The organism is Paracoccus aminovorans, assembly GCF_001546115.1.
Taxonomy (GTDB): Bacteria; Pseudomonadota; Alphaproteobacteria; order Rhodobacterales; family Rhodobacteraceae; genus Paracoccus; species Paracoccus aminovorans_B.
Genome location: NZ_KQ955210.1, coordinates 111,071 through 137,148, shown reverse-complemented (window position 1 = coordinate 137,148; position 26,078 = coordinate 111,071). Strand labels below are relative to the sequence as shown.

General features: G+C 65.3%; 19 protein-coding genes, 2 tRNA genes and 1 pseudogene. 12 read left to right on the top strand and 10 right to left on the bottom strand.

Features of this window, described 5'->3' with window-relative positions; translation table 11 throughout:
- The first annotated feature begins 52 nt into the window (after positions 1-52).
- From ASV56_RS18430 to ASV56_RS18415, 4 genes are read left to right on the top strand one after another with little or no spacing between them, the layout of a single operon-like run.
- Positions 53-2,545: a type I restriction-modification system subunit M gene (locus ASV56_RS18430; protein WP_062563465.1), complete on the top strand. Its 2,493-nt coding sequence runs from the start codon at positions 53-55 to the stop codon at positions 2,543-2,545.
- A complete protein-coding gene (locus tag ASV56_RS18425; protein ID WP_062563464.1) occupies positions 2,536-3,846 on the top strand; it encodes a restriction endonuclease subunit S in 1,311 nt (436 codons plus the stop codon). The genes ASV56_RS18430 and ASV56_RS18425 overlap by 10 nt, the downstream gene beginning before the upstream one ends.
- Positions 3,839-6,934, top strand: a complete 3,096-nt coding sequence (locus ASV56_RS18420; RefSeq protein ID WP_062563463.1) for a type I restriction endonuclease subunit R — start codon at positions 3,839-3,841, stop codon at positions 6,932-6,934. Before ASV56_RS18425 ends, ASV56_RS18420 begins: the two co-directional genes overlap by 8 nt.
- Positions 6,934-7,647 (top strand): M48 family metallopeptidase, encoded by a 714-nt coding sequence (locus ASV56_RS18415; RefSeq protein ID WP_062563462.1) that lies wholly within the window; start codon positions 6,934-6,936, stop codon positions 7,645-7,647. Before ASV56_RS18420 ends, ASV56_RS18415 begins: the two co-directional genes overlap by 1 nt.
- Positions 7,648-7,940: 293 nt before the next feature.
- Here ASV56_RS18415 and ASV56_RS18410 read toward each other — a convergent pair.
- The 4 genes from ASV56_RS18410 to phaC form a co-directional block, all read right to left on the bottom strand.
- A tRNA-Ser gene (locus tag ASV56_RS18410) sits at positions 7,941-8,030 on the bottom strand.
- Between the two features lie 42 nt (positions 8,031-8,072).
- Positions 8,073-8,657: a polyhydroxyalkanoate synthesis repressor PhaR gene (phaR, locus tag ASV56_RS18405; protein ID WP_062563461.1), complete on the bottom strand. Its 585-nt coding sequence runs from the start codon at positions 8,655-8,657 to the stop codon at positions 8,073-8,075.
- A 147-nt stretch (positions 8,658-8,804) separates the two neighbouring features.
- Entirely contained in the window at positions 8,805-9,281 is a 477-nt protein-coding gene (locus ASV56_RS18400; RefSeq protein ID WP_017998347.1) for a phasin family protein, read from the bottom strand.
- 115 nt (positions 9,282-9,396) lie between these two features.
- Entirely contained in the window at positions 9,397-11,757 is a 2,361-nt protein-coding gene (gene phaC, locus ASV56_RS18395; protein ID WP_082724927.1) for a class I poly(R)-hydroxyalkanoic acid synthase, read from the bottom strand.
- Between the two features lie 115 nt (positions 11,758-11,872).
- Between phaC and phaZ the strand changes: the two genes are divergently transcribed.
- Complete coding sequence (gene phaZ / locus ASV56_RS18390) at positions 11,873-13,216, top strand: polyhydroxyalkanoate depolymerase (protein WP_062563777.1); 1,344 nt, start codon at positions 11,873-11,875, stop codon at positions 13,214-13,216.
- Positions 13,217-13,261: 45 nt separating this feature from the next.
- On the opposite strand, the gene ASV56_RS18385 is transcribed toward phaZ, so the two are convergent.
- The gene (locus ASV56_RS18385) at positions 13,262-14,002 is read right to left on the bottom strand and encodes an alpha/beta hydrolase (RefSeq protein ID WP_062563460.1); all 741 of its coding nucleotides are present in this window, start codon (positions 14,000-14,002) and stop codon (positions 13,262-13,264) included.
- A gap of 167 nt (positions 14,003-14,169) precedes the next feature.
- Between ASV56_RS18385 and thrS the strand changes: the two genes are divergently transcribed.
- The 7 genes and pseudogenes from thrS to ASV56_RS18355 all read left to right on the top strand — a co-directional run bounded on the left by thrS (position 14,170) and on the right by ASV56_RS18355 (position 23,097).
- Positions 14,170-16,116 carry a threonine--tRNA ligase gene (thrS, locus tag ASV56_RS18380; RefSeq protein WP_062563776.1) on the top strand — a complete coding sequence of 649 codons (1,947 nt, stop codon included), beginning with the start codon at positions 14,170-14,172 and terminating at the stop codon, positions 16,114-16,116.
- Positions 16,117-16,350: 234 nt separating this feature from the next.
- Complete coding sequence (locus tag ASV56_RS18375; protein ID WP_017998352.1) at positions 16,351-16,557, top strand: cold-shock protein; 207 nt, start codon at positions 16,351-16,353, stop codon at positions 16,555-16,557.
- Positions 16,558-16,765: 208 nt separating this feature from the next.
- Positions 16,766-18,226, top strand: coding sequence for a class I adenylate-forming enzyme family protein (locus ASV56_RS18370; RefSeq protein ID WP_062563459.1), 1,461 nt, complete (start codon positions 16,766-16,768; stop codon positions 18,224-18,226).
- Positions 18,223-18,876, top strand: a complete 654-nt coding sequence (locus tag ASV56_RS18365; protein WP_062563458.1) for a DsbA family oxidoreductase — start codon at positions 18,223-18,225, stop codon at positions 18,874-18,876. The genes ASV56_RS18370 and ASV56_RS18365 overlap by 4 nt, the downstream gene beginning before the upstream one ends.
- Positions 18,877-19,099: 223 nt before the next feature.
- On the top strand, positions 19,100-21,409 hold the full coding sequence (locus tag ASV56_RS18360; protein ID WP_062563457.1) for an adenosylcobalamin-dependent ribonucleoside-diphosphate reductase: 2,310 nt from the start codon (positions 19,100-19,102) through the stop codon (positions 21,407-21,409).
- A 582-nt stretch (positions 21,410-21,991) separates the two neighbouring features.
- Positions 21,992-22,090 (top strand): annotated as a pseudogene (locus tag ASV56_RS23080) (transposase); the annotation flags it as partial.
- 179 nt (positions 22,091-22,269) lie between these two features.
- Complete coding sequence (locus ASV56_RS18355; RefSeq protein ID WP_062563456.1) at positions 22,270-23,097, top strand: hypothetical protein; 828 nt, start codon at positions 22,270-22,272, stop codon at positions 23,095-23,097.
- A 72-nt stretch (positions 23,098-23,169) separates the two neighbouring features.
- Here ASV56_RS18355 and ASV56_RS18350 read toward each other — a convergent pair.
- The 5 genes from ASV56_RS18350 to ASV56_RS18330 form a co-directional block, all read right to left on the bottom strand.
- Positions 23,170-23,246: transfer RNA gene (locus tag ASV56_RS18350), tRNA-Met, on the bottom strand.
- A gap of 233 nt (positions 23,247-23,479) precedes the next feature.
- The gene (locus ASV56_RS18345) at positions 23,480-24,322 is read right to left on the bottom strand and encodes an ATP-binding protein (protein WP_062563455.1); all 843 of its coding nucleotides are present in this window, start codon (positions 24,320-24,322) and stop codon (positions 23,480-23,482) included.
- The gene (tatC, locus tag ASV56_RS18340) at positions 24,315-25,178 is read right to left on the bottom strand and encodes a twin-arginine translocase subunit TatC (protein WP_062563454.1); all 864 of its coding nucleotides are present in this window, start codon (positions 25,176-25,178) and stop codon (positions 24,315-24,317) included. Before tatC ends, ASV56_RS18345 begins: the two co-directional genes overlap by 8 nt.
- Positions 25,179-25,196: 18 nt before the next feature.
- Complete coding sequence (tatB, locus tag ASV56_RS18335; RefSeq protein WP_062563453.1) at positions 25,197-25,667, bottom strand: Sec-independent protein translocase protein TatB; 471 nt, start codon at positions 25,665-25,667, stop codon at positions 25,197-25,199.
- A gap of 13 nt (positions 25,668-25,680) precedes the next feature.
- On the bottom strand, positions 25,681-26,004 hold the full coding sequence (locus tag ASV56_RS18330) for a twin-arginine translocase TatA/TatE family subunit (RefSeq protein ID WP_062563452.1): 324 nt from the start codon (positions 26,002-26,004) through the stop codon (positions 25,681-25,683).
- Positions 26,005-26,078: the final 74 nt, after the last annotated feature.

Below are 26,078 nucleotides of genomic sequence, written 5' to 3'. Positions count from 1 at the left end.
ACCCGAAGAGCCCTCATGGCCTTCTTCGACGACATGGGGCCGAAAAGACGAAATGGCAGTCAAGAAATCAGATCTTTATTCCTCGCTCTGGGCATCATGCGACGAGCTCCGCGGCGGAATGGATGCGAGTCAATACAAAGACTATGTCCTGTTCATGCTGTTTATCAAATATGTCTCTGACAAATATGGGGACAGCGATGATCTCGAGCCACCAATCATCATTCCGAAGGGCGCGAGCTTCAGTGACATGGCGGCCCTTACGGGAAATCCGAATATTGGGGATCTGATCAATACGCAGGTGATTCAGCCGCTCGTTGATGCCAACGAGATGCTGGCGCGAACAGATTTTCCCGACTTCAACGATCCGAACAAACTTGGTGAAGGCAATGACCGTGTTGACCGGCTTGGTCGTCTGATTTCCATTTTCTCGAGCCCGGATCTGAATTTCGCGAAGAACCGAGCGGACCATGACGATATTCTGGGCGACGCCTATGAATACCTCATGCGCCATTTCGCGACCGAAAGCGGCAAGAGCAAGGGGCAGTTCTACACCCCGTCGGAGGTCAGCCGGATCATCGCCAAGGTGATCGGTATCTCGCCGAAGAACACCGTTGCTGGAACCACCGCATATGACCCCACATGCGGATCGGGCTCTCTGCTCCTCAAGGTTGCGGCCGAGGCGGGCAAGCGGATCACGCTCGAAGGCCAGGAAAAGGACGTGACCACCGCCGGTCTCGCCCGCATGAACATGATCCTGCACGACTTCCCGACGGCAAAGATCGTGGCGGGCAACACCCTGACGACCCCCAAGTTCCTCGAGGGGGAGCGCCTGCGGACATACGACTACGTCGTCGCCAATCCGCCGTTCTCGGACAAGGCATGGAGCACTGGCTTCAGCTATGACGAAAAGGGCGCCATTACGGACAAGCATAAGCGGTTCGAATGGGGCGCTCCGCCCAAAAAACAGGGCGACTACGCCTATCTGCTGCACATCATCCGCACCATGAAAAGCAGCGGTAAGGCCGCCTGCATTCTTCCCCATGGCGTGCTGTTCCGTGGCAATGCCGAGGCCGACCTCCGCGAGGCGCTGATCAAGTCCGGTTATCTCAAGGCGATCATCGGTCTGCCGCCAAACCTGTTCTTTGGCACGGGCATCCCGGCTTGCATCGTCGTTCTCGACAAGGAAAATGCCACCGCCCGGCGCGGGATCTTCATGATCGACGCGTCCAAGGGGTTCCGCAAGGACGGCGCCAAGAACCGCCTGCGCGAGCAGGACATCCACCGCATCGTCGACACCTACCGCAAGGGCGCGGACGCGCCGGGCTATGCCCGCATGGTGCCCTTTGACGAAATCGCCGACCCGCGCAACGCGTTCAACCTCAACCTGGCGCGCTACATCGACACCTCGGAGCCCGAGGATATCCACGACATCGACGCGCATCTGCAGGGCGGCATCCCGAAACGGGACATCGACGCGCTGGAAGGCTGGTGGAAGGTCATGCCGTCGCTGCGCGGTGAACTCTTCGAAGACCTGAGGCCCGGTTACCTGTCGCTGACCCGCCCGATCGCCGAGGTGAAGGCTGGTATCGAGGAGCATGAGGAATTCCGTACATTCACCGCCGCAGCCGCGGGAACCTTCGCCGCTTGGCGGGGCAGGACGGATGCTGCCTGCCGGGCCTTCGCTCCCGGCGATCAGCCGAAGGAGCTGATCGAAACCATTTCCGAGGACCTGCTCGAAGCCTTCCGCAAGGTGCCGCTGGTCGACCCCTATGACGTATACCAGCATCTGATGGACTACTGGGCCGAGGCGCTGCAGGACGATTCCTATGTCATCGCGGCCACCGGATGGGTCGCCGGCGCCAAGCCGCGCGAGATCGTCAAGCGCAAGAACAAGGACGGCAAGCTCGCCTGGCCGGAGCCGGGCGATTACGTCCTCGGGCGGCGGCGGTTCACTTCGGACCTCATTCCGGCCCGCCTGATGGTGGCGCGGTTCTTCGCGGCCGAGCAGGCCGAGATTGATGCGTTCGACGTGCAGATCGCGGAACTGGAACAGGACCTTGCCGAAAAGCTTGAAGAGGGCGCGGGCGAGGACGGGCTACTGGCCGAGGTGATCGAGGGCGAAGGCGACAAGCAGAAGATCACCGTCAAGGCGCTGAAGGCCCGGCTGAAGGAGATCGGCCGCGACCCGGACATGGCCGATGAACGGGAAGCGCTTGAGGCCTACCAGAAGGGGATGACCGCGCTCGACGCCACGAAGAAGAAGCGCAAGGCGGCGGACGATGCCCTGTGGAAAATGGTGCACGACCGCTATGGCACGCTGACCGAGGACGAGGCCAAGACGCTGGTGGTCGCGGACAAGTGGCTCGACACCATCGAGGGCCGCGTTACCGATGAGGTCGCGCATGTGGCGCAAGCCCTGTCCACCCGGGTCAAGGGGCTGGCCGAGCGGTATGCCATGCCGCTGCCCAAGCTGGAAGAAGAGGTCGATCTGCTTGCCGCCCGTGTCGCAACCCATCTGAAGGCGATGGGGGCCGCATGGACCTGAGACCCGGTTACAAGCAAACCGAGATTGGCCCGATCCCCGAGGACTGGGACGCGGTGCCCTTGGGTGACCTGTTCACGTTCAAGAACGGGCTGAACAAGGCGAAGAAGTATTTCGGTTATGGCACGCCCATCGTGAACTACATGGATGTGTTTCGGCATCCAGGCTTGCGTCTTGACCGGGTCGAGGGGCGGGTCGACGTTTCCAAGTCCGAGCTGGAAGCCTTCGAGGTGCGGAAGGGCGACGTGTTCTTTACCCGCACGTCTGAAACCGTTGAGGAGATTGGCGTTGCTGCGGCGATGCTCGATCCGGCGGAGGACACCGTATTCAGCGGGTTCGTCCTGCGCGCGCGACCTACGGGCGACAGGCTTGACGATCTGTTCAAAGCCTACTGCTTCTCGCCACGGTACTTTCGCCGACAAGTCGTTGCGCGGGCGACCTACACGACGCGGGCCTTGACCAACGGCCGTTCGCTGTCCGCTGCCATCCTGGCGGTTCCGCCAGTGGCCGAGCAGCGAGCCATAGCGCAAGCGCTCTTAGATATTGATATCTCGATTGCGCGCTTAGCTGAGCTGATCGCTAAGAAGCGTGACCTTCGTACAGGCGCAATGCAGCGCTTGGTGACAGGCAAGACCCGACTGCCAGGCTTCAGTTCTCCATGGGAGGAGAAGATGATTGGCGAGATTGGTCGCACCTATGGCGGCCTCACTGGCAAGACCAAGACCGATTTCGGGCTTGGTCAAGCGCGCTATGTGACATTCATGGGCGTGGTTGGGGCTTCAATTATCGAACCTTCATCGTTCGACTTAGTCCACATTCGCCCAACAGAAAAACAGAATCGCGTATTGAAAGGGGATATCCTGTTTAATGGATCCTCAGAAACGCCGGAAGAGGTGGCGCTGTGCGCTTTCATGGATGAAGATCATGCCGAACTGTACTTGAATAGCTTCTGCTTTGGCTTCCGTCTAATTGACCCACGTGAGCAAGATGGCCGTTTCTTGGTGCACTACTTGCGTTGTGATGCTGGCCGCCGTCTAGTCAAGGAATTGGCACAAGGCTCTACCAGATACAACATATCAAAAAAGGCTTTGATGAAGGTCGCAATCCCTATGCCAGAGAAGGCGGAGCAAGTAGCGATTGTGAAGACAATCGAAGATTTTGATCTAGAGATTGCCACGTTGAAGACTCGTCTCGAGAAGACCCGAGCGCTCAAGCAGGGGATGATGCAGGCCTTGCTGACCGGCCGCGTGCGCCTGCCGGTTCAAGGAGAGGCGTTGGACGCGTTGGAGGTGGCGCATGCCTGAACGCCCCCGTAGCGAGCGCGTCACGCAGGACCGACTTGCGGCCCACATCACCACGCCAGAGGACAAGGGCGGTCTCGGCTACCGGCACCTCGGCGACTGGTCGGGCCGTCCGGGCAACCGCTGTGTCGAGCCTGACCTGCTGCGCGCCAACCTCTCCGCCCGCGGCTATTCCGACGACGAGATCAACGCCGCCCTGACGCGCCTGATGCAGGCGATCGAGGTGACCGGCACCACGCTCTATCAGGCCAACCTGCGCACCTACACGCTGCTGCGCTATGGCGTTGACGTGCAGACCTCGGTCGCCGCCCCGCACAAGACCGTGCACCTGATCAACTGGGACAACCCCGCCGCCAACGACTTCGCCCTCGCCGAAGAGGTGACGCTGAAGGGCGGCCACGAACGGCGCCCCGATCTGGTCGTCTACCTCAACGGCCTCGCCGTCGCGGTGATCGAGCTGAAACGTTCGTCGGTCGAAATCGGCGACGGCATCCGGCAACTGATTTCCAACCAGGACGAGATTTTCAACGCCCCGTTCTTCGCCACCGCGCAGCTTCTGCTGGCAGGAAGCGATGCACAGGGCCTGCGCTACGGCACGGTCGGAACGCCTGAAACGCTGTTCGTCGAATGGCGCGACGAGGTGCCGCCGACTGGCGATTTGGTGGCCGGTGCGCTTCTCGACCGCCCCGTTGCGCAAATGCTGCGCAAGGACCGGCTGCTCGATCAGATCCGGAACTTCGTGATCTTCGACGCGGGCATCAAGAAAGTACCCCGGCAACACCAATTCGTGGGCGTGAAGCTGGCGCAGGAGCGGCTGGCCAAGCGCGAGGGCGGCGTCATCTGGCACACCCAGGGGTCTGGCAAGAGCATCCTGATGGTGCTGCTGGCCAAATGGATTCTCGAACGCGAGCCGGATGCCCGTGTGCTGGTCATCACCGACCGCGACGAGCTCGACAAGCAGATCGAGGGCGTGATGCGCAACGCGGGCGTCGTTGGCGCCGATGCGCCATCGCCTCGGGTGACGCGCCGCGACGAGTTCGTGAGCTGGCTGGGCGCGCCTTCGCCCCGACTGATCTGCGCGCTGATCCACAAGTTCGACACGACGGAGCTTAAGGGGCCGCCCCCGCGCGTCACCGGCCGCTTCTACGTGTTCGTGGACGAGTGCCACCGCACCCAGGGCGGCGACATGAACAAGCAGATGAAGCGCTGGCTCGAGGGCGCGATCTTCATCGGCTTTACGGGCACCCCGTTGCTGCGCAAGGACCGCGAGACCACGCGCGAGGTCTTCGGCACCTACATCCACACCTACAAGTTTCAGGAAGCGGTCCGGGATAAGGTCGTGCTCGACCTGAAATACGAGGCGCGCGACGTGCCGCAGCGCATGACGAGCCCGGCAGCAATCGACGCTTGGTTCGAGAAGAAGACCAGGAACCTCAACAACTTCCAGAAGGCAGTACTGCGGAAACGCTGGGCCAACATGGAGGAGCTGCTCAGCGCGACAGAACGGAAACGCCGGATCGTCGCGGAGATCGTGCAGGACTTCGATCTGAAGCCGCGGCTGAGCGACGACCGAGGCACCGCAATCCTGGTAGCCTCCTCGATCCGCGACGCCTGCGAATTCTATCGCGAATTCCAGAGCACCCGGCTCGGGCCGCATGTGGGAATCGTCACGTCGTTCGAGCCGAACCACAATGCGATCTCGAGGGAGCCCGCCAACAGCGACGAGCGGTACAAGTACGACACCTACACGAAATTCGTGCTGAAGGGCGGCCAGAGCACGACAGCCTATGAGACCGAGGTCAAGCGGCGCTTCATCGAAGAACCCGCGAACATGAAGCTGCTGATCGTGGTATCCAAGCTGCTCACCGGCTTCGACGCGCCGAGTTGCAGTTACATCTACCTCGACGACAAGCTGCGGGACCACACGTTGTTCCAGGCGATCTGTCGGACCAACCGGCTCGATGGCGACGACAAGGATTACGGCCACATCGTCGACTTCAAGGAGCTGTTCGGCGACGTACAGCACGCGATCGCGGTCTACAGCTCGGATGAGCTGGATGTTGATGAAGGGAGCGGCGGAGAAAACAACGTCGAGATCAAGAATTGGCTCGAGGAAGGTAAGGCGCGCCTGGACGCGGCGCGGGAAGCGCTTCACTACCTGTGTGCGCCAGTGGCACCTCCGAGGGAGATCGAGCAGTTCTTGCGATACTTCTGTGGCGATGCCGGAGACCCGAACGCCTTGAGCGAGACTGAGGCACTCAGGGTCTCATTCTACAAGACCGTCGCCTCCTTTGTCCGCGCTTATGCAGCGATTGCGCAGAATCTAGATGAAGCCGGGTATACCCCGTCTGAGCAGACGGACATCCAGCAGGAAATTGACTTCTACACCGACCTCCGCGCCGCAATAAAAAGGCACTCGGGAGAAGAACTCGACATCAAGCCGTATGAAGCGGACATGCGGCACCTGCTGAACACCTATATTCAAGCGGACCCAGCGCAGACGCTTGGTGCACTGTCGAACGTTTCGCTAACGCAAGCCATCATCGAAACTGGCATCCACGACGCCATTGCCAAACAACTCAACGAGAAGGGCAAGCTGTCAAAGAAGGCTGTCGCAGAGGGCATCATAAACAATATCCGAAAGACTATTATTCGTGATCAGCTCACGGACCCGCGCTTCTACGATGAGATGTCCAAACTCCTTGAGGATTTAATCAAACAGAGCCGCGATAGTGCGGAAGCCTACGAGGCGTTTCTGAAAAAAGCGGAAGAGCTGGTTCGAAAGCTGGCGGCGCGCGAAGCAGGTCCAGACTTGCCAGCCGGGCTCCACGGAAATCGTGAGGCTACGGTAGTGTTCAACAACCTCCAAAGTCTGACTGCTGACAAGTTCACCTGTCCTGCCGATGAGGAACAAAGGGCGGAGCTCGCCCTCGAAATCGACCGGGCCATCCGCGAACACGCCCCTGCCGGCTGGAAGGGTGACCCAGTTCGCGAGCGGGAGGTCAAGAACGTGCTCTTCCCGCTCTTCAACCGAGATCGAGATGCAACCCTCGCGATGTTCGAGATCATCAAGAACCAACAGGGGTATTGATGGGAGAGTCCATCGAAATTGGAGACATCACAATCAGCGTGACCCGGAAGGACGTCAAGAACGTCCACCTGTCGGTCCACCCGCCGGACGGACGCGTCACGCTTGTAACACCTACTTCGACCAGGATCGATGTTGCGCGCGCATACGCGATCACAAGAATTGGATGGATCCGGCAGCAGCAAGAGCAGCTTCGCTCGCAGGCGAGGGAAGCCCCACGTTCATTCGTCGGTCGCGAGACCCACTACCTTTGGGGACGACGCCATCTTCTCCGTGTGACGGAGCTCGACGCCAAGCCTGAGGTAAAACTAGACCACCGCACGATCCATCTCCAGGTCCGCCCCGGAACTTCCCGCGACGGACGCGCCAAGGTGATTCACGCTTGGCATCTGAAGCTACTTCATGGCGCAGTCCCGCCCATCATCGACAAATGGGAAAGCCGCATCGGCGTTAAGGTCCACCGCTACTTCTTGCAGCGGATGACAACCAAGTGGGGAAGCTGCAACTCGAAGGCAGGCACTATTCGGTTGAACACTGAACTCGTGAAGAAACCGCGCGACTTACTGGAGTATGTAATCGTTCACGAGATGGTCCATATTTCCGAGCCGACGCACAGCCCCCGGTTCTTTGCTCTGCTTTCTGAGCATTATCCGAGTTGGCCTGAAGCCCGGCGGGAGCTGAACGAATTACCCGTTCCTCAGCTTACCGGGAGCTGAGGCGACGACGGTCCCCCTGGAGCTGGCACCAGTTCGATTTATGACCCTTCTCGCGAAAGGTCCCAAGATCGAAGTGCAGAACTGCGGCCGGAAAGTAACCCTTTCTATCCATGCACTTACAGGCTTTGCACCGAAATTGCGCGGTCGAGAGGTCCGGAGAATATTGACCCTGAGAGACGGCTTCCGGGCCACCTGGCGTCGGCACCGGTGGTCAGCCCCGCCCGCATAACCCTCGAAAACAACGAGAAAATCCGGCCGCAGCCGGATCGGGAGAACGCTTTCGCGGGGGCAAGTGGCGGACGGTGAGGGATTCGAACCCTCGAGACGGTTCCCCGCCTACACACTTTCCAGGCGTGCGCCTTCGACCACTCGGCCAACCGTCCGTGGCGGCTCGTCTAGCGCGACGGGCCGGCTTCCGCAAGGCTTCACAGCCGGGAAATCTTCTTCTGCAATTCCGCCAGTTGCCGGCGGATCTCGGCCATGTCCTCGCCCTCGCCGACCTTCTTGCCGGCCTTGCCCGGCGCCGCGTCGTCATCCAGCGACGGGCCGCTGCTGCCGGCGGTACTCCAGCCCGAGGCCATCGCCTTCAGGAACAGCTGCTGCTGGCGCTGCAAGGCCTCGAAACCCGGCATCGAGGACATCGGGTTCGGGAAGGTGGACAGGTTTTCCATCATCTTCGACTGGCCCTCGCGCAGCATCTCGAAGCTGGCGGCCAGGAATTGCGGCACGACGGATTGCGCCTGGGTCGTGTAGCTGCGCACCAGGTCGACCAGCACGTCGATCGGCAGCACGCTTTCGCCCCTTCCCTCATGCTCGGCGATGATCTGCAACAGGTATTGCCGGGTCAGGTCGTCGCCGGTCTTCAGGTCGACGATGCGCACCTGGCGGCCGGCGCGGATGAAGCCCGCGATGTCGTCCAGCGTGACGTAGTCGCTGGTCTCGGTGTTGTAGAGGCGGCGGCTCGCATAGCGCTTGATCAGCAGCGGGGTCGTGTTCTCGGCCTCAGCCATGGCTCCTCCGGCAATGCATTTGCAGCATGATGGGAAATGGCCCGCGGAAATGCAAAGAAAATCGCCATGCCGCGCCGCGAGAGGCCCCGCGCGGACATGAAAAAGGGGGCAGAACCTGCCCCCTTTTCGAACGCGGCCAGACCGGGATCAGACCTTGGCGACGGTCGGGTTGGTCGAGGTCGCGGCGGCGGTGGCTTTCTTCACCGCGGCTTGCGTCTCGCGGGTGGCCTTCTCGGCGGCTTTCTGGGCGTCGGAAGCCAGGTCCTTGCCGGCGGTCAGCATCAGATCGACGGTGTCCATCTGCACTTTCTTCGCCACTTCGGCAAAGGCGGCCATGTGCTCGGCAGCCATCTCGGCGGCGGCCGAAGCGAAGTCGCTGACGGCTTTCGCGTATTCGGCCGGCTCTTCCTTCGAGGCGGTCAGTTCGCCCAGGCGGGCGATGGTGTCTTTCGCCCACTGCGACGAGATCTCGGTCGAACGCTCGGCAGCGGCCAGGGCGACTTTCGCCATCTTCTCGCCCAGCGCGGTCTGCGACTTGAAGGCGTCCTGGAAGGACGAGGTGTCGATCGGCAGTTTCGACATCATTTCTTGCATGGTCTTGGTGAAATCGGGGGTCTTGGCCATTTGCTCTCTCCTAGATCGGCGCGAAGCTTGGGCACCGGTTGATTGTTCTGTCCCCTCATATACTTTCTGCACCGCAGCATTGCAAGATTATTTTCGCTGCGGTGCAGAAATTTCCTCAGGCCCGCTCGTGGACATAGATGCCGGGCGCCGGGCCGAAACCCTCGCCGGGCTCGCGCGCCTCGACCATGCGGCCGGCGTGCTGGGCCAGCCATTCGCCCCAGCGGCCCCACCAGCTGCCCTCGTGATACTGGGCCTGGTCGCGCCAGGCCTGCTCGCCGCCCTCGAAGCCGGCGTCCGAGGTGTAATGGCCGTATTTCTTCTTGCTGGGCGGGTTGATGATGCCGGCGATATGGCCCGATTCCGACAGGATGAAGCGCTTGTCCCTGGACCCCATCTGCGCGATGCCGCGCCAGCTGTCGCGCCAGGGAGCGATATGGTCGGTCTCGCAGGCGATGGCGCAGAGCGGCACCTCGACCTGGCTGATGTGCAGCTTGTGGCCCATCAGCTCGAACCCATCGCCGACGAAGCGGTTTTGCTGGCACAGGCCGCGCAGGTATTCCACCGCCATGCGGCCCGGCAGGTTGGTGCCGTCGCCGTTCCAGAACAGCAGGTCGAAGGCCGGCGGCGTCTCGCCCAGCATGTAGCTGCGGATCGCCGGGCCCCAGACCAGGTCGTTGGCGCGCAGGAAGCTGAAGGTGCGCGTCATCAGCTGCGCGCTGAGCACGCCGGTCCGCCCGGCCTCTTCCTCGATGCCGGTGACGAAATCGTCCTGCAGATAGGCGGTGAATTCGCCTTGCTCGGCGAAATCGGTCAGCGTGGTGAAGAAGGTGGCCGAGTTCACCCGGTTGTCGCCGCGCTGCTTCAGCAGCGACAGCGTCAGCGCCAGGGTGGTGCCGGCGATGCAATAGCCGACCACGTTCAGCTTTTTCTGGTCGGTCAGGTCCAGCACCCGGTCCATGATTTCCAGATAGGACGAGACATAATCGTCCATCCCGGTGTCGCCATAGCTGGGATCGGGGTTCTTCCAGGCCACCACGAACAGCGTATAGCCCTGATCGACCACCCATTTGATCAGGCTGTTCTGCGGCTTCAGGTCCATGATGTAGAACTTGTTGATCCAAGGCGGAAAGATCACCAGCGGGATCTCGTGCACGCTTTCGGTGGTCGGCTTGTACTGGATCAGTTCATAGAGCTTGGTGCGCGCGACCACGGTGCCGGCAGAGGTGCCGATGTTCTCGCCCACCCGGAAGGCGTCGCGGTCGGCCAGCGAGACGATCAGCTCGCCGCTGTGGTTCTCGACGTCGCGCACCAGGTTCTCGAGCCCGCGCACCAGGCTTTCGCCCTCGGTCGCCACGGCCTTTTCCAGCGCGTCGGGGTTGGTCGCCAGGAAGTTCGTCGGCGCCATCATGTCGATCATCTGCCGAGTGAACCATTCGACCCGGCGGCGGTCGGTCATCTGTGGCAGGTCGAGCGCGCTTGCCGCCTCGGTCAGGGCCTGGGCGTTAATCTGGTACTGGCGCTTGATGAAGTTGAAGAAGGGATGCGCCTCCCACAGCGGATTGGCAAAGCGGCGGTCGCGCGGCCCTTCGTCGGCCGGCGGCACCAGCGTGCCGCGGGCCAGCGCGGCCTGGGCCTCGGCGAAATGGCGCAGGGTCTCGCCCCAATAGCTGACCTGCTGGCCCATCACCCGCTCGGGCTGTTCGGCCAGCAGCTTCATCCAGGCCGAGGTGGCGGTCGCGAACAGGTCGGGGCCGGGCATCTCGACGCCGGGGCTATGCGCCTTGCGCTGCGACAGGGCGCCGATCAGGCGCTGGGTCAGCGATTCGATGCGCTCGATATTGGCGGTCAGTTGCCCCGGCAGCCGGCTGGCGCTGCCGAAGGCGGCCTCGGCAAAGGCCACGGTGGCGGGATTGCCCGGGCGGGCGGCGGCGGAGTCCGAGGCGCCGGCGGCGGGCCGGACAGCGGCCCCGGCGGCCGGCGCCCGGGCGGGGGCCGCCTCGGCGGCCGGGGCCGGGCCGGTCGCGCCGAGCGGCCGCAGCGCCTCGTCGGCGGCGCTCAGCGTCGCGGCATCGGCCTTGGCGACCTTGGCGGTGGGCTTGCGGCGGGTTCCGGTGCGGGTGTCGCTGCGCACGGCGGCACGGGCGCGGGCGGCGGCGTTGCGCGGGGTGGACTTCGCGGCCGCAGCCTTGGCCGCGGCCGGTTTCACGGTCGGCTTGCCGGCGGGCGCGGCGGCGGCTTCGGTCTTGGCGGCTTCGGTCTTGGCGGCTTCGGTTTTCGCGGCCGTCTTGGCCGCCCCGCTGCGCGCCGGCTTCGGCTTGGCGGGGGCCGAATCGCCCGGGACCGGGGCGGCTTCCGTGGCCAGGCTCACCGTCTTGGTCGATGCGCGGGTCTTCGCGGCGCCGGAACGGGGTTTTCCCTCGGCCCCGGCAGCCTTGGCATCCGTGCCCGCGTCCGGTTTTTCGTCCTTGCCCGCCATAATTGACAATCCTCCCCTAAACGTAAAAGCATTATGCCTAGCACATACCGCAGGTAAAGCCGTGACCTTTCCCGGCCAGGCCGAATCCGGCGCATTCAACGGAGAACTGGTAGCGATGGCGACTTACAAGGGACTGAGGGGCATCATCTCCTACGACGCGATGGAGACGATCCGCAACACCAATGAATGGATGGGGGCCAGCGCGCGGGCGCTGTCGTCCTATCCGGCCTTCGCGATGATCCCGAACCCGATGTTCAAGCTGATGTCCGCCTGGGGCCGGGTCGCGGAGCGCAGCTTCGCCCGCATGGTCATCAAGCCGGACTGGGAAATCCCGCCCATCGTCTCCGAGGACGGCCAGGACCACGTCGTCTATGTCGAGCCGGTGGTCGAGCGGCCCTTCGGCGACCTGGTGCATTTCCGCGTCGCCCGGCGCGAGCCGATGGCCCGCAAGGTCCTGCTGGTCGCTCCAATGTCCGGGCACTACGCCACCCTCCTTCGCACCACCGTCACATCACTGCTTCCAGACTGCGAAGTCTATGTGACGGATTGGCACAATGCCCGTGACATTCCGGTCAGCTGCGGCAAGTTCGACATCGAGGATTACACCCAATACCTGGTCGACTTCATCCGCCACCTCGGGCCGGACGTGAACGTGATCGCGGTCTGCCAGCCGGCGCCGCTGGCCCTGGCCGCGACCGCGCTGCTGGCGGAACAAGAGCCCAAGGCCCAGCCGCGTTCACTGATCCTGATCGGCGGTCCCATCGACCCCGACGCCGCCGCGACCGAGGTCACCGACTTCGGCAACCGCATGACCATGGGCGAGCTCGACTACCTGATGATCCAGCAGGTCGGCTTCAAGTATCGCGGCGCCGGGCGCATGGTCTATCCGGGCCTGGCACAGCTCAGCTCCTTCATCGCGATGAACGCCGAAACCCATGCCAAGGCCTTCATCGACAAGATCTTCGCCGAGGCGCGCGGCGAGGGCTCCGAGGGCGACAAGCACTACAAGTTCTACGACGAATACCTGGCCGTGATGGACATGACGGCGGAATTCTACCTCTCGACCGTCGAGCGCATCTTCAAGGGGCTGGAAATCGCGCAGAACCGCTTTACCGTGAACGGCCAGGCGGTCGACCTGTCCCGGATCACCGATGTCGCGGTCATGACCATCGAGGGCGCCAATGACGACATCTCGGCCCCCGGCCAATGCGTCGCGGCGCTGGCACTGTGCTCGGGCGTGCCGGACGCGAAGAAGCAGCAGCATCTGGAACCCGGCGCCGGCCATTACGGCATCTTCGCCGGCAAGAGCTGGCGGCTGAACATCCGCCCGCTGGTGCTGGACTTCATCGACGAACAGCTCAGCGCCCCGGCCACCCCGATCCGTCGCCGCCGCAGCACGGCGCCGATCGACTGCGGCCTGACCTCGGGCAACGACCTCGACGGCAAGCTGGCGGTCTGACCCGCCGATCCCACGACGAAAGGCGCGGCCCCGGCCGCGCCCTTCTCACGCCCGCTCCAGCACCTCCTGAAGCGCCGCGCCGATCAGCGCCAGGCAGTCCGGCGTCGAAAAGCGGTGATCGGCGCCCTTGACCAGCACCAGCCGCATGTCGGGGCCCTCGGCATGGCCCAGCAGGTCCAGCGCCCAGGACACCGGCACATCCGCATCCGCCGTCCCCTGCAGGAAGCGCACCGGAAACGGCAGTTCCAGCGGCCGGTCCAGCACCAGATGCCGCCGCCCGTCCTCGATCAGCCGGCGGGTGATGACATAGGGCGCGTCGTAATCGCTGGGCCGCAGCACCCGGCCCTCGCGCAGCAGCGCCGCGCGCTGCCGCGCGTCCATGCCCGCCCAGAAACCGCGTTCGGTGAAATCCGGCGCCGCCGCGACGGTGACCAGTCCCGCCAGCCGCCCGGGCATGGCCCGCGCCAGAAGCAGGCTGATCCAGCCGCCCATGCTCGACCCGACCAGCACCAGCGGCCCCTCGACCCGGTCCAGCACCGCCTGCGCATCGGCCAGCCAGTCGCCGATGCAGCCGTCCTCGAAGGCGCCCGAGGATTCGCCATGACCGGAATAATCCAGCCGCAGGAACGCGCGGCCGCGCGCCCGCGCCCAATCCTCCAGCCAGACCGCCTTGGTGCCCTGCATGTCCGAGCGGAACCCGCCCAGGAACACCACGCAGGGCCCCTGCCCCTCCAGCCGGTTGCAAGCGATCCGCCGCCCCTGCGGCCCGTCCAGAAATTCCGTCATTCTTTCTTGTCCAAATATCCTGCGGGGGAGTCGCGGCACGCGACGGGGGCGCAAAGCCCCCCGGCGAACCTAGCCGCATTGACAAGCCCCGACAATCGCGCGACACCCCGCGCGACATAACCCGCAACCGGGCGTTCCGTGGGCGCCAAACCGACGAGGAGGACATGATGTCCCAGATCTCCCTCACCTTCCCTGATGGCAATGCGCGCGACTATCCCGCCGGCACGACCGCGGCCGAGGTCGCAACCTCCATCGCCCCCAGCCTGGCAAAGAACGCCATCTCGGCCAGCCTGGACGGCCAGCACATCGACTTGGCCTGGCCGATCGAGAAATCGGGCAGGATCGCCATCAACACGATGAAGGACAGCGAGCCGGCGCTGGAGCTGATCCGCCACGACCTCGCCCATATCATGGCGCGCGCGGTGCAGGAGCTCTGGCCCGACGTCAAGGTCACCATCGGCCCGGTCCGCGACCAGGGCTGGTTCTACGACTTCGACCGCGCCGAGCCCTTCACGCCCGAGGACCTCGGCGCCATCGAGGCGCGCATGAAGCAGATCATCGCCGCCCGCGACCCGGTCCGCACCGAAGTCTGGGACCGCGCCCGTGCCCGCGCCTATTACGAAGAGCGGGGCGAGCCGTTCAAGGTGGAACTCCTCGACCGCATCCCGGGCGACGAGCCGATCCGCATGTACTGGCACGGCGACTGGCAGGACCTGTGCCGCGGCCCGCACCTGCAATCGACCGGCCAGGTCCCGGCGGACGCCTTCAAGCTGACCCATGTCGCCGGCGCCTATTGGCTGGGCGATGCCTCGCGCCCGATGCTGCAGCGCATCTATGGCGTGGCCTTCAGGAACCGCGACGACCTCAAGGCCCATCTGACGATGCTGGAAGAGGCCGCCAAGCGCGACCACCGCAAGCTCGGCCGCGAAATGGAGCTCTTCCACTTCCAGGAGGAAGCCCCCGGCATGGTGTTCTGGCACCCGAACGGCTGGACGATCTACCGCGAGCTCGAGGCCTATATGCGCCGCCGCCTGATCCGCGCCGGCTACAAGGAAATCAAGACGCCCCAGGTCGTCGACCGCATCCTGTGGGAAAAGTCGGGCCACTGGGAAGCCTATCGCGAAAACATGTTCATCGTCGAGGTGGACGAGGAAGGCGCCAAGGAAAAGCGCGTCAATGCGCTGAAGCCGATGAACTGCCCCTGCCACGTCCAGGTCTACAACCAGGGCCTGAAATCCTATCGCGACCTGCCGCTGCGGCTGGCGGAATTCGGCTCGTGCCACCGCTACGAATCCTCGGGCTCGATGCACGGGCTGATGCGGGTGCGCGGCTTCGTCCAGGACGACGCGCATATCTTCTGCACCGAAGACCAGATCGAGGACGAATGCGCCGGCTTCATCGCGCTCCTGTCCTCGGTCTATCAGGACCTCGGCTTCGACGGCTTCGACATCAAGCTCTCGACCCGGCCCGAGGTGCGGATCGGCACCGACGCGCAATGGGACAAGGTCGAGGGCGCGCTGAAAGGCGCCATCGAAAAGCTGGGCCTGCCCTATGAGATCAACCCCGGCGACGGGGCCTTCTACGGGCCCAAGCTGGACTTCAAGCTGACCGACGCCATCGGCCGCGAATGGCAATGCGGCACCTTCCAGGTCGATCCCAACCTGCCCGAGCGGCTCAGCGCGGAATATGTCGGCGAGGATGGCGCCAAGCACCGGCCCTATATGCTGCACCGCGCCGTGCTGGGCAGTTTCGAGCGCTTCATCGGCATCCTGATCGAGAACTACTCGGGCAAGCTGCCGCTGTGGCTGGCGCCGCGCCAGGTCGTGGTCGCCTCGATCGTCTCGGGCGCCGACGACTATGTGCATGAAGTCGTGGCCCAGCTGCGCCAGGCCGGCATCCGCGCCGAAGCCGACACCCGCAACGAAAAGATCAACTACAAGGTCCGCGAGCATTCGGTCGGCAAGGTCCCGGTCATCATGGCCATCGGCATGAAGGAGGTCGAGAACCGCAGCGTCTCGATCCGCCGTCTTGACAAGCTGGGCAGCGAGGTGCTGGATCTTGACCAGGCGGTCAAAACGCTTCGCGACGAAGCGGCCCCGCCCGACCTGCGCTGAATGATTCGACCGGAAGACCAGCGACAATTCGCCCAGAACGCCGCACAAACCCCAGCGATCCCGGGGGGTGCGGCGCTTTCCTGCTTGCGTTTTTTAAGGAATCGTTCATCCTCGCGTCCGCGTGAGCACGACTTTCTACCGCCTCCCTTCACGGGGCAGCCGGACTTGACGGGAAAGGGCTGCACGGCCCGGGCGCAATCTCGCCCCGGGAGGACTTGAAGGAGAGACGGTATAATGGCTACCGGCACCGTGAAATGGTTCAACGCCACCAAAGGCTATGGCTTCATCGCGCCCGATGACGGCGGCAAGGACGTGTTCGTCCACATTTCCGCCGTTGAGCGTGCTGGCCTGACCGGCCTGAACGACAACCAGAAGATCGCCTACGAACTGCAAGCCGGCCGCGACGGCCGCAGCTCGGCCAGCGACCTCAAGCTGCTCTGATCCGCCAGAGGCCGGAATTCCCGAAACGGCCCGCCCCGTCGCGGGCCGTTTTCCTTTGCGCCGGCCGGCTTCTTTCTTGGCGAAATATCCCGGGGGAACGCGGGAGCGCCCCCATCGAGGGGGCACGCCCGCGTGGGGGCAGAGCCCCCTTTCCCGCCGCGCGCCAAGCGCCTATCTGGACAGGCGGAAACAAGCGAAAGACTGCGGGATGAACCTGGCCGAACATGTGCTGCGTGCGGGACTTGCCCATCCGGACCGGCTGGCCATGTCGGTCCTGGGCCTCGGCCGCGCCGACCGCTGGTCGCATGCCCGGCTGCGCCGGGCGGTGCTGGGCACGGCGACCGGCCTGTTGCAGCAGGGCCTTGCCCCGGGCGACCGGCTGCTGATGCGGCTGGGCAATACCCCGGCCTTCCCGATCACCTATCTTGGCGCCATCGCGGCAGGCATCGTGCCGGTCCCGACCTCGGCCATGCTGACGGCGCCCGAGATCACCCGCCTCGCCGTCGCCCTGCAGCCGAAGGCGATCGTCGCGGATGCGGGCATCGCCCTGCCCGTCCACCTGGCCCCGGTGCTGCCCGCCGCCCGGCTGGCCGAATTCGAATCGCTGCCTGCTGCGGGTTTCGCCATGGGCGACCCGGACCGGCTGGCCTATATCGTCTTCACCTCGGGCAGTTCGGGCCAGCCGCGCGCGGTCTGCCATGCACATCGCGCCATCCTGGCCCGGCAGATGATGTTCCAGGGCTGGTATGGGCTCATGCCGCAGGACCGGCTGCTGCATGCCGGCGCCTTCAACTGGACCTTCACGCTGGGCACCGGGCTGATGGACCCCTGGACCGTGGGCGCGACGGCGCTGATCCCGGCCGAGGGCGTCGCGCCCGAGCAGATCCCGCTGCTGGCCAGCCGCCACGGCGCCACGCTGGTCGCCGCCGCGCCGGGCGTGTTCCGGCGCATGCTGCGGGCCGACTGGCAGCCCTGGCCGGGGCTGCGCCACGGGCTGACGGCGGGCGAGCGGCTGGACCCCGGCCTGCGCCGCGCCTGGCAGGCCCGCACCGGCACCGACCTGCACGAGGCCATGGGCATGTCGGAATGCTCGACCTTCCTGTCCGGCAGCCCGGCGCGGCCGGCGCCCGAGGGCACGGCGGGCTTTGCGCAGCCCGGCCGCCGCCTGGCCATCCTCGACGAAGCGGGGGCTGAAACCGCCGGACCCGGCACCTTGGCCGTGCATCGCAGCGACCCCGGCCTGTTCTTGGGCTATCTCGACCAAGCCGAGGAAACGGCAGGGAAATTCCTCGGCGACTGGTTCCTGACCGGCGACCTGGCCGAGACCACGGCCGAGGGCGCCATCCGCACCCTGGGCCGCGCCGACGACATGATGAACGCCGGCGGCTTCCGCGTGGCGCCGGGCGAGGTCGAGGATGCGCTGGCCGCCCATCCCGAGGCCGGAGAGGTGGCGGCAACCGACCTGCCCGTTGGCCCTGGCAGCAGCGTCATCGCCGCCTTCTGGACCGGCCCGGCCCCGGCCGAAACCCTGCGCGAGCATGCCGAGGCCCGGCTGGCGCGCTACAAGCAACCCCGCGAATATATTCAGCTTTCCGCCCTGCCCCGCACGCCGACCGGCAAGATCAACCGCCGCGCCCTGCGCGCGCAATACCGCAAGGACCAGCCATGACCGAGCCCCTTCCCGGCCAGATCCGCCTCGACATCTTTGCCGACCCGGTCTGCCCCTGGTGCCTGATCGGCAAGGCCGAGCTGGACCGGGCGCTGGAAAGCCGGCCCGACCACCCCTTCGCCATCACCTGGCAGCCGTTCCAGCTGGACCCGCAGATGCCGCAGGCCGGCATGGATTACGTCGCCTATATGAAGATGAAATTCGGCGACGAAAAGGGCATCCTGGCCGCGATGAAGCCGGTGATGGAGGCCAGCGAGCGCCTGGGCCTGTGGATCAACCCCAGCCTGATCGAGCGGGTGCCGAACACCTTGAACGCCCATCGTTTGCTGCATTGGGCGGGGCTGGAAGGGGTGCAGACCCCGGTCATGTCCGGGCTGATGCGGGCGCATTGGCGCGAGGGCCAGAACATCGGCAACCCCGACGTGCTGGCCCGGATCGGCGAACAGGCCGGCATGAGCGGCGCGGTGATCCGCCGGCTGCTCGCCACCGCCGAGGACCGCGACGAGATCGCCGCGCGCGAGATCCACGCCCGCCAGCGCGGCATCGGCTCGGTCCCGACCTTCATCGTCGCCGAGAGCCATGTCGTCACCGGCGCCCAGCCGGCGAGCCTGTGGCAGGACGTCATCGACGAGCTGACCGGGCGCGCCTGACGCCCTGACGCAACGGCAGCGCGCGTTGCATCGGCATCACCGCGCTGGCAAAAACGCCAAACCCCAGCAAACACTGGGCCGGGCCCTGCGCAGCCCGTGCAGCGGGCGTACACCGCGCGTACACAGCCCGTGCACCGCCCCGGGGACTTTCACGCCCCGGATCCGTGCTTATCTGTTATCCTGAAGCTCCGGCCCGCGTCTTGGGCCGCGCGAGAGGATGCCGATGACCCGCTTTGCCGCCCCCATCGCCGAACAGATCTGGGACATGAAATACCGCCTGAAACAGGCCGACGGCACGCCGATCGACCTATCGGTCGAGGACAGCTGGCGCCGCGTCGCCCGCGACCTCGCAAGCGTCGAGGCCGATCCCGCGCTGTGGGAGGACCGCTTCTATGCCGCGCTTCAGGATTTCCGCTTCCTGCCCGCCGGCCGCATCCTGGCCGGCGCCGGCACCGGGCGCGAGGTGACGCTGTTCAACTGCTTCGTCATGGGCACCATCCCCGACAGCATGGAGGGCATCTTCCAGGCGCTGAAGGAGGCCGCGCTGACCATGCAGCAGGGCGGCGGCATCGGCTATGACTTCAGCACCATCCGGCCCAGGGGCGCGGCGGTGCATGGCGTCGCCGCCGACGCCTCGGGGCCGCTCTCGTTCATGGATGTCTGGGACGCGATGTGCCGCACCATCATGTCGGCGGGCTCGCGCCGCGGCGCAATGATGGCGACCATGCGCTGCGACCATCCCGACATCGAAGCCTTCATCGAGGCCAAGCAGGACAGCGCCCGGCTGCGCATGTTCAACCTGTCGGTGCTGGTGACGGACGCCTTCATGCAGGCGGTCAACGAGGACGCGCCCTGGGACCTGCAATTCGACGGCAAGGTTTATCACACCATCGCGGCCCGCGACCTGTGGAACCGGATCATGCGCGCGACCTATGATTATGCCGAGCCGGGGGTGATCTTCATCGACCGCATCAACCAGCTGAACAACCTCGGCTATGCCGAGACCATCGCCGCCACCAACCCCTGCGGCGAACAGCCGCTGCCGCCCTATGGCGCCTGCCTCTTGGGCTCGATCAACCTGGCCCGGCTGGTCGAGGCGCCGTTCACGGATGCGGCGCGGCTGGACATGGCGGCCCTGGACGAGCTGACCCGCACCGCCGTGCGGATGATGGACAATGTCGTCGACGCGAGCCGCTTTCCCCTGCCGCAGCAGGCGGCCGAGGCGCAGGCCAAGCGCCGCATCGGCCTGGGCGTCACCGGGCTTGCCGATGCGCTGGTCATGCTGGGGCTGCGCTATGGCGCACCGGGGGCGGTGGCGCAGACCCGGGAATGGATGCATGCCATCGCCCGGGCGGCCTATCTCGCCTCGGCCGATCTGGCGCGCGAAAAGGGGCCGTTCCCGCTGTTCCAGGCCGAGCCCTTCCTGGCCTCGGGCTTCATGGCGCAGATGGACGAGGACGTGCGCGACGCCGTCGCCGCCCATGGCATCCGCAACGCGCTGCTGACCAGCATCGCGCCGACCGGGACGATCAGCCTTTACGCCGGCAATGTCAGCTCGGGCATCGAGCCGGTCTTTGCCCATGCCTATACCCGCAAGGTGCTGCAAAAGGACGGCTCGCGCACCGAGGAAGAGGTGGTGGACTATGCCGTCGCGCTGTGGCGCGAGGCGCATGGCGACGGCCTGCCCCCGGCTTTCGTCGATGCGCAGGGGCTGGCGCCGATGGACCATGTCGCCATGCAGGCGGCGGCGCAGGAATGGGTGGACAGCTCGATCTCCAAGACCATCAACTGCCCCGCGGACATCGGCTTTCAGGCCTTCAAGGACGTCTATCTGGCCGCCTGGGAGCTGGGCTGCAAGGGCTGCACCACCTATCGCCCGAACGACGTGACGGGCAGCGTGCTGGCGGTCAGCGAGGGCTCCGAGGCCGCGCCGCAGCCCGACCGCGGCGCCGAAGTGGTCTATCTGACCGAGCCGCTGGACCGGCCGGCGGCGCTGGAGGGCGCGACCTACAAGCTGAAGTTCCCCGGCAGCGAGCACGCGATCTACATCACCATCAACGACATCGTGCAGGCCGGCCACCGCCGCCCGTTCGAGGTCTTCATCAACTCGAAGAACATGGAGCATTTCGCCTGGACCGTGGCGCTGACCCGGATGATCTCGGCGGTGTTCCGGCGCGGCGGCGACGTGAGTTTCGTGGTCGAGGAGCTGAAGGCGGTCTTCGACCCGCGCGGCGGCGCCTGGATGGAGGGGCGCTACGTGCCCTCGATCCTGGCCGCGATCGGGGGCGTGATCGAGCGCCACATGATCGCCATCGGCTTCATCGAGGCCGAGGGCAAGGGGCTGAAATCCGACCCGACGGCGCTGGCGCTAGGCGGTGGCCCGCAGACGCGGGCGGGGGGCGGTGGCCCGCAGACGCGGGCGGGGGGCGACGCGCCGCGCGGCCCGGCCTGCCCCTCCTGCGGGCAATACGGCATGCTGATGATCGAGGGCTGCATGACCTGCCCACATTGCGGCTATTCGAAATGCGGCTGAGGGGCGGGGTCGCTGTTTGTGCGGCCAGGCATGAAATGAGCCTTACCCGGACTGTTTGAGCCTTTCTGCAAGCATAAAGTGAGCCCAGGATTTTTCTTGGCTCACTTTATTTTTATTTATCAATCTATTGTTGATAGACCTCCCCTTTTTGCCCCGCGGTCGCTTCACGCTTGTCCGGCTCGAACGCGGTCCCATTGACGAGTTTTGGATGGCTGCGCATCGTCAGGGCATCCGCTCCAAGATCGGCAGCCGGTCACGGTCCGTTTCCGCCCCGCTGCCAAACTTGGAACATCACCACTCGTCACTCTCCACACCGGAATAGCGCCTGCTTTTCCGAACAGCCCAGGCGGGCTTGTCTCTGAAAAGGAGCCAGCCCCCCTCTTCCGCGACCGGGCCTGTCCCGGCCGATAGCCCCTGCATGCCCGGAGTATCCCATGGCCAGCATCCCGTTTTTCGAGGCCCGCTTCTTCAATTCCGACGGGGACCGGGTCGATCTCGGGCTTGCTGCGGAGGCGCGAGGTCGATGAACATCCTGATCACGGCCGACCTGCATCTCGACCTCTGGGCCCGCGCCGGGCGCGACCGCTCCGGCAGGCGACCGGGGTCGTGGACAGCCTGTTGGCCCTGTCCGGGCTCGCCTGGCCGGTGCCGGGCTACACCACTCTCCGCCGCCGGCAGAAGGCCTGCGTCCGACGGCACAGTGCGACAGACAATTCCGATCACGCCGAGTTGAACAGCGTCCGGCAATGCATTACGGTGCCGCCGAAACTCATGGTTTAACGACGCATTTCATGTCTGCCTTTCGAATTTTGCACCGCGCGGCGGCAGCCGTCAGTCCGCGCGCATCCCGGCGCGACCCCTTGGCCGCATTCGCGCAACGGGCCGAGATTTCCCGCAATTTCATCATCGAGACCGAGAATTATTTCCTGGAAGGCTTTCTTTTCACGGAATCGGGCACGATCTTCATCACCTTCGAACACGCTGGCGGCCCGCTGGAGCGACCGCAGAAATATCGCCCGGGCTGGGGAGCGGGTTTCCTGCGGGTGCAGCGCAGAGACCACATCGCGGTGAAACCGAAGCGAAAGGACTGGTACACACGTCCGGACCTGCCGGAAATCTTGGCGCAATTGCGCGGGCTGTTCTCGCAATACGACGAGGTCGTGACCTATGGCGGCTCGATGGGGGGCTTCGCAGCCCTGACCTTCGCCGACCTGATCGGCGCGACCACGGTGATCGCCATCGCGCCGCAATCCACGCTGGATCCGCGGAAGGTGCCTTGGGACAACCGGTTTCCACCCGCGAAGGACTGCGATTTCAGCGGTCCCTACGGCGATGCGGTGGGGAAATTCGCCAAGGCGGCGCGGGTGCTGATCGTGCTGGACCGTTACTGCGTCCCGGACATGCGCCACCTTGCCAGGCTGTCGGGCGGCAATATGCAGGTGTTGAACCTGCCCTTCCTGGGGCACACCCTGGCCGCCGACATGCAGCGCATGGGGCTGCTCGCCTATCTGATCGCCTCGATCAGCGCCGGCAGCTTCTCGAAGACCGAATTCCACGCCATCGCCCGCCGCCGCCGCGAGATCCCGCATTACCTCGAGGCGCTGCATGAAAAGGCCGAAGGCCGCCCCGCCTGGCTGCGCGTCACCGCGCAAAGGCTGCAGGCCCTGCCCGCCGCCCGGACGGGCTGACGGCCACCGAGGCGCCACGGCCAAACCGGCAAGGCCGACCCTTTGCGGTGCTGCACGACGAGGGGGGGAAATTGGTAGCGGAGGAGGGATTTGAACCCCCGACACAAGGATTATGATTCCTCTGCTCTAACCAGCTGAGCTACTCCGCCACGGAGTGCGAGGGATTTACGGCGCGCCGCCGGGGCCGTCAAGGGCCTCTCCCCGCATTTCGGCAAAGTTTTTCGCCCCCGCCCCGCGCCCGTCCTTCACCGTTTCCCAAATACCCAGAAAACCCGGGCAAGCGATCGGCACCGGGCTTCTTTGCTCTGAAAATACCCAAGGAAGCCGGTCGCAGCCGCGCCACGCCGGCAGCCGGCCCCACCAGGGCCAGGCCGCTGAAAACTCAGACGGAAATGCCCTTGCGCCCGGCCAGGTCGGTGAAGAACTGCCAGGCCACCCGGCCCGAGCGCGAACCCCGCGTCGCCTGCCATTCGATGGCCTCGGCACGCAGCTCGTCCTCGCCGATCGACAGGTCATAGGCGTCGCAATAGCCGCGCACCATGGCCAAATATTCGTCCTGCGAACAGGGGTGGAAGCCCAGCCACAGCCCGAAGCGATCCGACAGCGAGACCTTCTCCTCGACCGCCTCGCCGGGATGGATCGCGGTCGAGCGTTCGTTGTCGATCATGTCGCGCGGCATCAGGTGGCGCCGGTTCGAGGTGGCGTAAAGGATCACGTTCTCGGGCCGGCCCGAGATGCCGCCGTCCAGCACCGCCTTCAGCGATTTATACTGCGTGTCGTCATGGCTGAACGACAGGTCGTCCGAAAACAGCACGAAGCGCCGGTCGCGCGCCCGGCCCAGGATCGACAGCAGCCGACCGACCGAGCCCAGGTCCTCGCGCGCGATCTCGACCAGCACCAGCGGCAGGCCTTGGCGCACCGCCTCGGCATGCACCGCCTTGACCAGCGAGCTCTTGCCCATGCCGCGCGAGCCCCAGAGCAGCGCGTTGTTCGCCGCGTGTCCGCGGGCGAATTGCAGCGTATTGGCCAAGAGCGTGTCGCGGGCGCGGTCGATGCCGATCAGCTGCACCAGCTCGACGCGACTGACCTCGGGCACCGGCTCCAGCCGGTCGGGGTCGGGCTGCCAGACATAGGCCGTGGCCTCGGTGAAGCTCGGCGCCGGGGCGGGCGGCGGTGCCATGCGCTCCAGCGCCTCGGCGATGCGGGTCATCAGGGTCTCAGACATCGGCCTGCTCTTCCAGTTCGCGTTTGCGTTCGATGCGGCGCACGAGGAAGATCGACACCTCGTAAAGCCCGTAGATCACCGTGAACAGCACGATCTGGCTGATGACGTCGGGCGGCGTCACCATGGCGGCCAGCACCAGGATGACGATGATCGCATAGCGCCGCATGCTGGCCAGCCCCTCGGAACTGACCAGCCCGGCCTTGCCCATCAGCGTCAGCGCCACCGGCAGCTGGAACGACAGGCCGAAGGCTAGGATGAACTTGGTGGTCAGGGTCAGGTATTCCTCGACCGAGCCCTGGAAGACGATGCCGGCCCAGGGCTCCTTGGCGGCCGCGGTCGCGCCGGCCGCCGCCGTGGCCGCCCCCGCCGGGTCGTCCGGCAGCGCCAGCGGCCCCTGCTGGAATCCCAGGAAGAAGTCGAAGGCCCAGGGCAGGATGATGTAATAGGCGAAAGCCGCGCCGATCAGGAACATCACCGGCGAGGCGACCAGGAAGGGCAGCAGCGCGTTCTTTTCGCTGCGATAGAGCCCCGGCGCCACGAAGCGCCACAGCTGGTAGCCCACGACCGGAAACGCCAGCACGAAGCCGCCGAAGAAGGCGATGCGCATGGCGACGAAGAACCCCTCCTGCATCTTCAGCAGGATCAGCCCGCAGGTCTGGCCGCGCTTTTCCAGCGCCGTGCAGACCGGCTGGGTCAGGAAGTCGAAGATCGGGTTCCAGACGAAATAGCACAGCACCATGGCCAGCACGAAGGCCAGCACCGACCAGATCAGCCGAGTGCGCAATTCCTTGAGATGCTCGATCAGCGGAGCCGAGCTGTCGTCGATATCGTCCGGCTTGGCGGATTTCGTTGCCACGGCGCGGGGCCCTTCCTGTCAGTCTTGCTGGTCGCGGTCCGAGCGCCGCACGGCATGAAGCTGCCGCCGCCCCTCGACCGGCGCCCCGGGCGGCTCGGCCGCCACCATCGCATGTGGCGCGGCCTCGACCATGGCCGGCGCGGGCGGAACCGGGGCCGAGGGATCGGGCAGCGGCTTGCCGGGCGCCTCGTCCTTGGGATTCAGCGGATCCCATTTTTCGAACCGCTCGGTGGCGCGCTCCAGCGCGTCCAGCCCCAGCGCCCGTTTCGAACCCAGCGCGTTCACGTCCTTCAGCGTCTTGGCGGCGTCATCCAGCCCCGAGGCCTTGGCGGCATCCTCCATGGCGGAGCTGAATTCGCGCGCCATCGAGCGGGCGCGCGCGGTGATGCGGCCCAGCGTGTGGAACAGCTTGGGCAGGTCTTCGGGGCCGATGACGATCAGCGCGACCACGCCGATCAGCAGCAGCTCGCTCCAGCCGATGTCCAACATGCGCGTGCTGGGATCAGAGCTTGGTCTGATCGGTCGGCGTCACGTCGCGCAGCGTGCTGTCGGCGGCAAGGCGGGCGCGCTCGGCGTCCAGCCGCGCCCGTTCGGCGGCCAGCTCGGCCCGGGCGCGATCGATGTCCTCGCCGGTCTTCAGCTCGACCTCCTTGACCTCGCCCTTCGCGGCGGTGTCGATCTCGTCGGCGCCGTCCTTGACGCCTTTCTTGAAGGCGGTGATGCCCTTGCCGACCTCGCCCATCAGGGACGAGACCTTGCCGCGCCCGAACAGGACCAGGACGACGATCGCGATCAGGAGCAGCGCCATGGGAGAAGGTGCGTGCATGTCATTAACCTCCGTGGCAGGACCAGGGAGCCCCGCGTGTTCGTACCCACCCGATATAGGGGCGGATCGGCCGC

Coding starts and splice junctions, on each gene's coding strand:
- ASV56_RS18430 (WP_062563465.1), top strand. CDS start 53: ATGGCAGTCAAGAAATCAGATCTTTATTCCTCGCTCTGGGCATCATGC.
- ASV56_RS18425 (WP_062563464.1), top strand. CDS start 2,536: ATGGACCTGAGACCCGGTTACAAGCAAACCGAGATTGGCCCGATCCCC.
- ASV56_RS18420 (WP_062563463.1), top strand. CDS start 3,839: ATGCCTGAACGCCCCCGTAGCGAGCGCGTCACGCAGGACCGACTTGCG.
- ASV56_RS18415 (WP_062563462.1), top strand. CDS start 6,934: ATGGGAGAGTCCATCGAAATTGGAGACATCACAATCAGCGTGACCCGG.
- phaR (WP_062563461.1), bottom strand. CDS start 8,657: ATGGCTGAGGCCGAGAACACGACCCCGCTGCTGATCAAGCGCTATGCG.
- ASV56_RS18400 (WP_017998347.1), bottom strand. CDS start 9,281: ATGGCCAAGACCCCCGATTTCACCAAGACCATGCAAGAAATGATGTCG.
- phaC (WP_082724927.1), bottom strand. CDS start 11,757: ATGGCGGGCAAGGACGAAAAACCGGACGCGGGCACGGATGCCAAGGCT.
- phaZ (WP_062563777.1), top strand. CDS start 11,873: ATGGCGACTTACAAGGGACTGAGGGGCATCATCTCCTACGACGCGATG.
- ASV56_RS18385 (WP_062563460.1), bottom strand. CDS start 14,002: ATGACGGAATTTCTGGACGGGCCGCAGGGGCGGCGGATCGCTTGCAAC.
- thrS (WP_062563776.1), top strand. CDS start 14,170: ATGTCCCAGATCTCCCTCACCTTCCCTGATGGCAATGCGCGCGACTAT.
- ASV56_RS18375 (WP_017998352.1), top strand. CDS start 16,351: ATGGCTACCGGCACCGTGAAATGGTTCAACGCCACCAAAGGCTATGGC.
- ASV56_RS18370 (WP_062563459.1), top strand. CDS start 16,766: ATGAACCTGGCCGAACATGTGCTGCGTGCGGGACTTGCCCATCCGGAC.
- ASV56_RS18365 (WP_062563458.1), top strand. CDS start 18,223: ATGACCGAGCCCCTTCCCGGCCAGATCCGCCTCGACATCTTTGCCGAC.
- ASV56_RS18360 (WP_062563457.1), top strand. CDS start 19,100: ATGACCCGCTTTGCCGCCCCCATCGCCGAACAGATCTGGGACATGAAA.
- ASV56_RS18345 (WP_062563455.1), bottom strand. CDS start 24,322: ATGTCTGAGACCCTGATGACCCGCATCGCCGAGGCGCTGGAGCGCATG.
- tatB (WP_062563453.1), bottom strand. CDS start 25,667: ATGTTGGACATCGGCTGGAGCGAGCTGCTGCTGATCGGCGTGGTCGCG.
- ASV56_RS18330 (WP_062563452.1), bottom strand. CDS start 26,004: ATGCACGCACCTTCTCCCATGGCGCTGCTCCTGATCGCGATCGTCGTC.